This is a genomic window from Ectothiorhodospira lacustris, from assembly GCF_022227785.1.
In the GTDB taxonomy this organism is placed as follows: Bacteria; Pseudomonadota; Gammaproteobacteria; order Ectothiorhodospirales; family Ectothiorhodospiraceae; genus Ectothiorhodospira; species Ectothiorhodospira lacustris.
On record NZ_JAJNQM010000118.1, the window covers coordinates 1 to 6,762 of the forward strand.

9 protein-coding genes are annotated in these 6,762 nt (G+C 61.2%); 5 read left to right on the plus strand and 4 right to left on the minus strand.

Translation table 11 applies throughout. The features are described 5' to 3' along the window. Positions 1 to 171 precede the first annotated feature (171 nt). The 5 genes from LQ952_RS15035 to LQ952_RS15055 all read left to right on the plus strand — a co-directional run bounded on the left by LQ952_RS15035 (position 172) and on the right by LQ952_RS15055 (position 5,047). Positions 172 to 969: an NF038132 family protein gene (locus LQ952_RS15035; RefSeq protein WP_238623440.1), complete on the plus strand. Its 798-nt coding sequence runs from the start codon at positions 172 to 174 to the stop codon at positions 967 to 969. 604 nt (positions 970 to 1,573) lie between these two features. Further along, positions 1,574 to 2,785: a TonB-dependent receptor gene (locus LQ952_RS15040; protein ID WP_238623446.1), complete on the plus strand. Its 1,212-nt coding sequence runs from the start codon at positions 1,574 to 1,576 to the stop codon at positions 2,783 to 2,785. Between the two features lie 14 nt (positions 2,786 to 2,799). Then, entirely contained in the window at positions 2,800 to 3,687 is an 888-nt protein-coding gene (locus tag LQ952_RS15045) for a metal ABC transporter substrate-binding protein (RefSeq protein ID WP_238623441.1), read from the plus strand. Further along, the gene (locus LQ952_RS15050; RefSeq protein ID WP_238623442.1) at positions 3,687 to 4,250 is read left to right on the plus strand and encodes an ATP-binding cassette domain-containing protein; all 564 of its coding nucleotides are present in this window, start codon (positions 3,687 to 3,689) and stop codon (positions 4,248 to 4,250) included. Before LQ952_RS15045 ends, LQ952_RS15050 begins: the two co-directional genes overlap by 1 nt. After that, positions 4,250 to 5,047, plus strand: coding sequence for a metal ABC transporter permease (locus LQ952_RS15055; RefSeq protein ID WP_238623443.1), 798 nt, complete (start codon positions 4,250 to 4,252; stop codon positions 5,045 to 5,047). Before LQ952_RS15050 ends, LQ952_RS15055 begins: the two co-directional genes overlap by 1 nt. Positions 5,048 to 5,057: 10 nt before the next feature. On the opposite strand, the gene hepT is transcribed toward LQ952_RS15055, so the two are convergent. The 4 genes from hepT to LQ952_RS15075 all read right to left on the minus strand — a co-directional run bounded on the left by hepT (position 5,058) and on the right by LQ952_RS15075 (position 6,697). After that, positions 5,058 to 5,450: a type VII toxin-antitoxin system HepT family RNase toxin gene (hepT, locus tag LQ952_RS15060; protein WP_200173341.1), complete on the minus strand. Its 393-nt coding sequence runs from the start codon at positions 5,448 to 5,450 to the stop codon at positions 5,058 to 5,060. Next, positions 5,413 to 5,880 (minus strand): type VII toxin-antitoxin system MntA family adenylyltransferase antitoxin, encoded by a 468-nt coding sequence (mntA, locus tag LQ952_RS15065; RefSeq protein WP_238623444.1) that lies wholly within the window; start codon positions 5,878 to 5,880, stop codon positions 5,413 to 5,415. Before mntA ends, hepT begins: the two co-directional genes overlap by 38 nt. A gap of 225 nt (positions 5,881 to 6,105) precedes the next feature. Beyond that, entirely contained in the window at positions 6,106 to 6,426 is a 321-nt protein-coding gene (locus tag LQ952_RS15070; protein ID WP_238617253.1) for a helix-turn-helix domain-containing protein, read from the minus strand. Next, on the minus strand, positions 6,416 to 6,697 hold the full coding sequence (locus LQ952_RS15075; RefSeq protein ID WP_238623445.1) for a BrnT family toxin: 282 nt from the start codon (positions 6,695 to 6,697) through the stop codon (positions 6,416 to 6,418). Before LQ952_RS15075 ends, LQ952_RS15070 begins: the two co-directional genes overlap by 11 nt. Positions 6,698 to 6,762: the final 65 nt, after the last annotated feature.

Consider the following 6,762-nt stretch of genomic DNA (forward strand, 5'->3'; position numbering starts at 1 on the left):
TGATCATGTGCTGAACATGTCGAATTTCTTGACGGCCGTTTTCAATGCGGTCGATCGGGTCACGTGTTTTTTCCTGTAAGCTTATATTTTTATTGATTTTTATTTTTTTGGCTTTATTTTTGCATTTAGTTGCCCGGAATTCTGTAATTCAAAGAAAAAAAGGGCAACTCAATGGTTTTCAGAAGATCAACAATAGCTGTGGCATTGGTTGGAGCGGGTTTGCTCGGTTTTTCCGGGACCAGTTCTGCGATCTCTATTTCGGGTTGGACCGGTGAGGGTAATTTCGGTACATCGGGTGCGGACGGCGTAGTCACGCTTTCTCCCTTCGAAGGTTCCACCCAGTATGGCTGGGTTTCCACTGCGGAGGGGGTAGAAGGTGTCGCACTGGAAGGTATCGGTGGTGAGGGCGTACCCACAACAGGGTCACGGCTGAGAAGCACGATGTTCACTGCCGGCGAGGGGGATCTGCTGGAGTTTTACTTCAATTACGTGACCTCCGACGGCGCGGGCTTTGCCGACTATGGGTGGGCCCGGTTGCTTGATGAGACGCTGGAAGAGGTTGCATTGCTCTTCACGGCGAGAACCACACCCGATGGAAATACGGTGCCGGGTTTTGGGATGCCGGTACTCAATGCGACGCTGACCCCTGATGCAAGCCCCATCATCCCTGGTGAGACGACATGGTCGCCACTTGGCAGTGATTCGGGGCGGTGCTTTAGTTCGTTGGGATGCGGACACACTGGATGGATTTTGGCCTCCTACGTCATTGGAGAGGCGAGTCGTTACGTTCTTGAGTTTGGCGTGGTCAACTGGGACGATACTCTTTACCAGTCCGGACTCGCCTTCGACGGTGCAACCATCGGAGGGGTTGAAATCGGTAATCCTTCACCGGTTCCGGAACCCGCATCCTTGGCCTTGCTTGGGCTTGGGCTAGCCGGAATGGCCGCGATGAGGCGCCGCAAGTCCTGATACGTCAACGCGCCCGGAAACCAGCGATTCCGGGCGCTTGAGATCAAGTGTCGTTCTGACAGTTTTCATACTCACCTGACCTCACATTCATGAATACCCACCCCTCGCGGGAATGACAGGAAAGCGTCACTCCCGCGAAAGCGGGAGTCTTGGGCGTTCGGCAGTCTTTCCCTGGATTCCCGCCTCCGCGGGAATGACGGCGGGTGGCACTCTGGTTGGGAATCCTCCATGGGAGCGAGCCTGCCGGTGAATTCGACCGGAGAACGTCACTCCCGCGAAAGCGGGAGTCTTGGGTATTTGGCAGTCTTTCCCCGGATTCCCGCCTCTGCGGGAATGACGGCGGGTGGCGCTTTGGTTGGGAATCCTTCGCGGGAATGACGGCGGGAGGGCGCCTTCGCCCGGAATTGTCTCATCTCCACTGTTGATTCTGTTTTGTTATGTTATAACATCTGCCTGGTTCGCCGAATCAACGCACCAGACTGAAACGGAGATGACCATGGCCACGAAACGCCTTCCGCTGACAGCGGCTGCCTTGCTGCTGTTTCCCTTGTCCGGGGTGTATGCCCAGGAGCCGCCACGCGGCAGCACCCTTGCCGGCGCCACCATGACACCGCTGCCGGCATTGGGCGGTGAACGGGTGTCTTCCGGCAGCGCCTTCAACCCGGATATCTCGGTCATCATCGATACCGTGTATTTGAACGAATTCAGCGGCCATGTGGGCACCCCGGCCGGATTCGGCGGCGGTCATGATCACGACCACGGTCATGATCACGGCCTGGAGGAGGGCTTCAATTTCCGTTCCGCGGAACTCACCTTCACCGCCTCCGTGGATCATTACTTCGATGCACTCCTCACCCTGCACCTGGATGAAGACCACGTGGAGGTGGAGGAGGCCTACATCACTACCCGCAGCCTGCCCGCTGGCCTGCAGATCAAGGCGGGCAAGTTCCTCTCGGACATCGGCTACATCAACGCTCAGCACACCCATGACTGGACCTTCGTGGATCGCCCCCTGGTGAACGAATACCTTTTTGGGGATCACGGACTGCAGGAGAAGGGCGTCCAGCTCACCTGGACCCCGAAGACCGCTTTCTACAGCGTCTTCGGCCTGGAACTGCTCCAGGGCGAAACCACCGGGATCGCCTCCTATGAAGGGCATGGCGAAGGCAAGCCCTTCAGCGACAAGTCCGGTCCCCGGCTCATCACCGGCTTTGCCAAGCTGGCTCCGGATCTGGGCCACAACCATGCCGCCCAGTTCGGCCTTTCCTATGGCCATGCCCGCGCCTTCCAGTTGTCGGACTTCCACGATCACGGCGACCACAGCCACCGCCTGAGCTGGGACGGCAACGCCTGGTTTGCCGGTGTGGACGCCGTCTACAAATACGATGCCGGTCGGTCATTCGGTCATGGGGACTGGGTGGTGCAGGGGGAGTATTACCGTCGGGAGATCGACGTGGATTTCCGGAATAATCAACGTCCCCCGGTATCCGACATCGCCCGTCAGGACGGCCTGTACGTGCAGACGGTGTACGGCATTGCCCCTCGCTGGCAGTTCGGTGTCCGGGCCGATGCCCTGGGCATGACCAACCGCAACACCCTGCAGTGGATGGGGCACGGACATCAGGGTTACGAGTCCTTCGGCACCTCCTACCGCTATGCCGCCAACCTGACCTTCCGTCCCACCGAGTTCTCCTTGCTGCGTGCCCAGGTGAACCGGACCGACTTCGCCGACGAAGACGATCATGATGAGGATGGCTGGGCCTTCATGCTGCAGTTCCAGGTTGCACTGGGCGTACACGGTGCCCACCGGTTCTAAAGGAGATCAGGACGATGCACAAATGGCTGGCAGGACTGTTACTGATGTGTCTGGGCGTCACGGCCCAGGCCTCTCTCCAGGTGGTGGCCACCACCTCGGCCATGGGCATGCTGGCGCAGACCGTGGGCGGTGACGCCGTCACGGTGCGGGTACTGGCACCGCCGGATCGGGACGCCCATTACCTGCAGGCCCGTCCCAGCATGATGGCGGCCCTGCGTGGCGCCGATCTGGTGGTGGCCGTGGGGGCAGATCTGGAAGTGGGCTGGTTGCCCGCGGCCATCCAGGGGGCCGCCAACCCGGCCCTGAACCCCGGCCGTCCGGGTTACTTCGAAGCCGCCGCCCAGGTGGCGTTGATCGATGTCGGCGGTCCGGCGGATCGGTCCCTGGGGGATGTCCATCCCGCCGGAAACCCCCATGTGAACATGGACCCGGTCCGCATGGCCGAGGTGGCCCATGCGCTGGCGGAGCGCCTGTCCCTGCTTGTGCCGGAGGATGCCGCCAGGTTCCGGGCCAACGCCGAGGCCTTTGCCGATAAGGTAGAGGCCCGACTGCCAGCGTGGCAGGCCCGGGTGAGCGGGGCGCCGGGGGTGGTCTTCTACCATAAGGATGCGGATTATCTGGTGCTGCGACTGGGGGTGCCGGTACTGGGTTACGTCGAACCTGTGCCGGGCGTTCCGCCCACCGCCCGTCATCTGCGCGACCTGGTGCGTGACCTGACGGGCCGGGACGGCATCGTGATCCGGGCCGTTCACCATGCGGAGCGGGGGCCGCGCTTTGTGGCGCAGCAGCTGGACTGGCCCCTGCATGCCCTACCGCTGGACCCGCCCCTGGGCGCGGATGCCGAGGCCTATCTGGCGCTGATCGACCAGTGGGTGGAGGCCATGGCCGGGAATGCTCGGTGATGCAACCCCTGCTGGTCTGTGGCGGACTGATCGCCGGCTATGACAGGCCGGTGGTCGGTCCGGTCAGTTTCGACCTCTACGCCGGGGAAGTGGTGGGTCTGCTGGGCAGTAACGGGGCGGGTAAATCCACCTTGCTCAAGGCCCTCACCGGTCAGGCCCGGATCTTCGACGGTTGCCTGACCAGGGCACCGGGGCTACGAATGGCCCATCATCGCCAGCAGCCCGTTCGCCCCCGGGAGTGTCCTCTCACCGGGGATGACCTGGTGCGCCTCACCGGGGCCGGTCGACGGACGCCTCCCGATGACGTGGCCCGGTTGCTGGACTGCCGCATGGATCAGCTCAGTGGCGGGCAGTTCCAGATCGTACAGATCTGGGCCTGTCTGGGCAGTCCGGCCGATCTGATCCTGCTGGATGAGCCGACCAACAACCTGGACCCGGAGGCCACCGCCGGCCTGATCCGCCTGATTCGGGAGGGTCTGGGCGGGCGGACCTTGCTGGTGGTCAGTCATGAAGCCGACTTCATCCAGACCGTCTGTTCCCGTGTCGTGCCCGTGAGTCCGTGATGCTTGAACTGCTTCTGGATCCCTTGTTTCACCTACCCTTCGTGACCGGTTTGTTGCTGGCACCGGTGGCGGCCATGGTGGGTGTCTATCTGCGGCTGCGGGATGAATGGCTGGCGGCCCTGGCCTATGCCCAACTGGCGGGGGCGGGTGGTGTGGTGGCCGTGGCACTGCACGCACCGGTCATGCTGGGTGCCGTGGTGGCCGCCGGTGGGCTGGCCGTCATCAAGGGCCTGCTGACCCGTCCCGGCAACGACCACTATGTGATCTTCATCCTGGTGGGGTGGGGCGTGGCGCTGGTGGCCTCGGCCTTCAGCGCCCACGGCGACATGGTGGGCAAATCCTTGATGGATGGACAGCTTTATTTCACCGGTCGTCCTCATCTGATGGCGGCCGTGGCCCTGATCGTGGCGGGAGTGCTGTGCCTGCCCTGGTTGTCCGGCTGTCTGCTCATGTCCCGTTTCTATCCGGATCATTTTTCGGCCAACGGCCTCTCGGCGCGGCCGCATCAGATCACGTTTGACCTGTTGGTGGTAGCCACCGTGGCCATCACCACCACCAGCTTCGGTGTCATGGCCGCCTTCGCCCTGCTGTTCGTGCCGGCCTGGATCGCCTGGCGCCTTGCCCGTGGCTGGGTGTGGGTATTGTGGCTGGTGGCCGGGATTGCCGTGGCGGCCTATCTGCTGTCCTTCGTGCTGGCAGCGGCCCTGGACCAGCCCTTTGGCCCCGTGCTGGTGCTGGTACTGGCGGCCATGAGCCTGCTGAGGTGGTTACCCATGCCGGTGCCGGGGCGGCGCTGAAGGATGATGTTCAATGTTTTCCCAATTGTGCAGAGGCGAAATCGACGAGCTGTTGGTAGTGACGCTGCCGGATGATGTCCAGCACAATGTTGGCATCCAGATTCAGGTAGTCATGTACCAGAGCATTGCGCAGCCCGATCACCTTGCTCCAGGGCGTGCCGCTGGCGTCATGTCCAAGTGCCTGCAGTTTGGCAAAGGCCTGACGGGCGTCGCTGGGGACGGTCATGCCAAGAGACTTCAACCTCTGTTTGGCAATCCCTATGCAGGCCTCCGTCAAAAGTTGCAGGTTGCGCTCTGCCGCACGATATATCAGGGGCGACAGGCCCTGCGGCGCCTGACTCAATGCGTGAAGCTGCTCAAGCTCTTCAGTCAGAGTGGCCAGATGCTCCCGCATGGCGCTCATGTACTCGATTTCCACAGTCAGGCTCCTGGGTGTCAGGGGAGGCAAATTTTCGCACATGGAACTGGTAATCAAGCTCCCACATTGAACTGATCCGGTTCTCTTCACGAGCCAGACGCAGGGGGTCGTTGCCCTGCAGAACCCTGCCTGTGCGAATAATCACCATGGCCAGCGGAATGGGTGCCTGATTGATATCAACAACCGAGAGCATGTCCTCCGCAAGGTCGAGCTGATGCCGCCACTGCTGGGCCAGTAACTCAGGCCTCAGGCGCCGCTCCAGGGGACGTTTTTCGGGTGTGCGGAAGGCAACCGCCAAGTCGTAGTCGCTTGTCTCGGTAGCGGTATTTTTCGCCCGGGAGCCATAAAGCCATAGCACGGCTATTTCCCTGTCGGCCGATGCCATTTCCGTCAAGCGTTCCAGTGTCGTTCTCACTCATATCCTCGTGGCCGGGTTCTGCGGCAGTGCTGTACGAGTGCAAAAGGCAGGTGTCCTTTCGCGATTGGTTTGAGAGCGTCACTCCTGCGAAAGCGGGAGTCCAGGACGGACACTCCAACCGCGACTGGATTCCCGCCTGCGCGGGAATGACGGCGGGAGGGTACCTTCGTTGTGAAGCGCCGTGGGCAAAAAGTGGGTGTCTTTAAAGTCCTCGAACGGCAGTTAGTGTAGCGCAGCCAGCGCGGCTTCCGGGGCCTTGTCCAGCACCTTGAGCAGCGATCTGGCCGCGCCCGTGGGACACCGCTTGCCCTGCTCCCAGTTGCGGATGCTCTCCAGGGGGACATCAATCCGTCTGGAGAATTCGGCTTGGCTTAATCCCAGACGTTTGCGAACACGGCGCACGAAGCGGGCCGTATCCTGCATGCTTGCCTCCTCATCAGCCGCCGCTTGCCTGGCAATATCGGCCTCGGTCGTGGCGTCCACCCGCGCCGGGTCAATGCGCCCGGAAACCAGCGATTCCGGACTCGCGGGATCAATCGTCATTCTGACTGTTTTCATACTGCCTGACCTCACGTTGGTTGGCTTTGCGAGCTGAGATGATACGGATGGCGTTGTTTCTTGGCGTGTAGACCACCACGAATACCCGCTGTTCGATCTTGCCCATCAGTTGATAACGATCTTCGCCATAGCTATGGCGAAGATTTTCATGAATCACGCGGTCTGGGTCGAAGAAGGCTCTGGCGGCGTAGCCGAAGTCGAAGCCTCGCTCGGCAAAACATGCATCGCTCTTGGATTGATTCCATTCGAAATTCATGCATCAAGTGTAGTTCAATGGCCTAGTCTCGGCAAACCAGACAACGATATACCAGACCACGGTGC

What these genes read in the sequence shown, in the direction of transcription:
- LQ952_RS15070 (WP_238617253.1), bottom strand. Translation starts at nt 6,426, where the DNA reads ATGACGATTGATCCCGCGAGTCCGGAATCGCTGGTTTCCGGGCGCATT.
- LQ952_RS15075 (WP_238623445.1), bottom strand. Translation starts at nt 6,697, where the DNA reads ATGAATTTCGAATGGAATCAATCCAAGAGCGATGCATGTTTTGCCGAG.
- LQ952_RS15055 (WP_238623443.1), top strand. Translation starts at nt 4,250, where the DNA reads ATGCTTGAACTGCTTCTGGATCCCTTGTTTCACCTACCCTTCGTGACC.
- hepT (WP_200173341.1), bottom strand. Translation starts at nt 5,450, where the DNA reads ATGAGCGCCATGCGGGAGCATCTGGCCACTCTGACTGAAGAGCTTGAG.
- LQ952_RS15040 (WP_238623446.1), top strand. Translation starts at nt 1,574, where the DNA reads ATGACACCGCTGCCGGCATTGGGCGGTGAACGGGTGTCTTCCGGCAGC.
- LQ952_RS15050 (WP_238623442.1), top strand. Translation starts at nt 3,687, where the DNA reads ATGCAACCCCTGCTGGTCTGTGGCGGACTGATCGCCGGCTATGACAGG.
- LQ952_RS15035 (WP_238623440.1), top strand. Translation starts at nt 172, where the DNA reads ATGGTTTTCAGAAGATCAACAATAGCTGTGGCATTGGTTGGAGCGGGT.
- LQ952_RS15045 (WP_238623441.1), top strand. Translation starts at nt 2,800, where the DNA reads ATGCACAAATGGCTGGCAGGACTGTTACTGATGTGTCTGGGCGTCACG.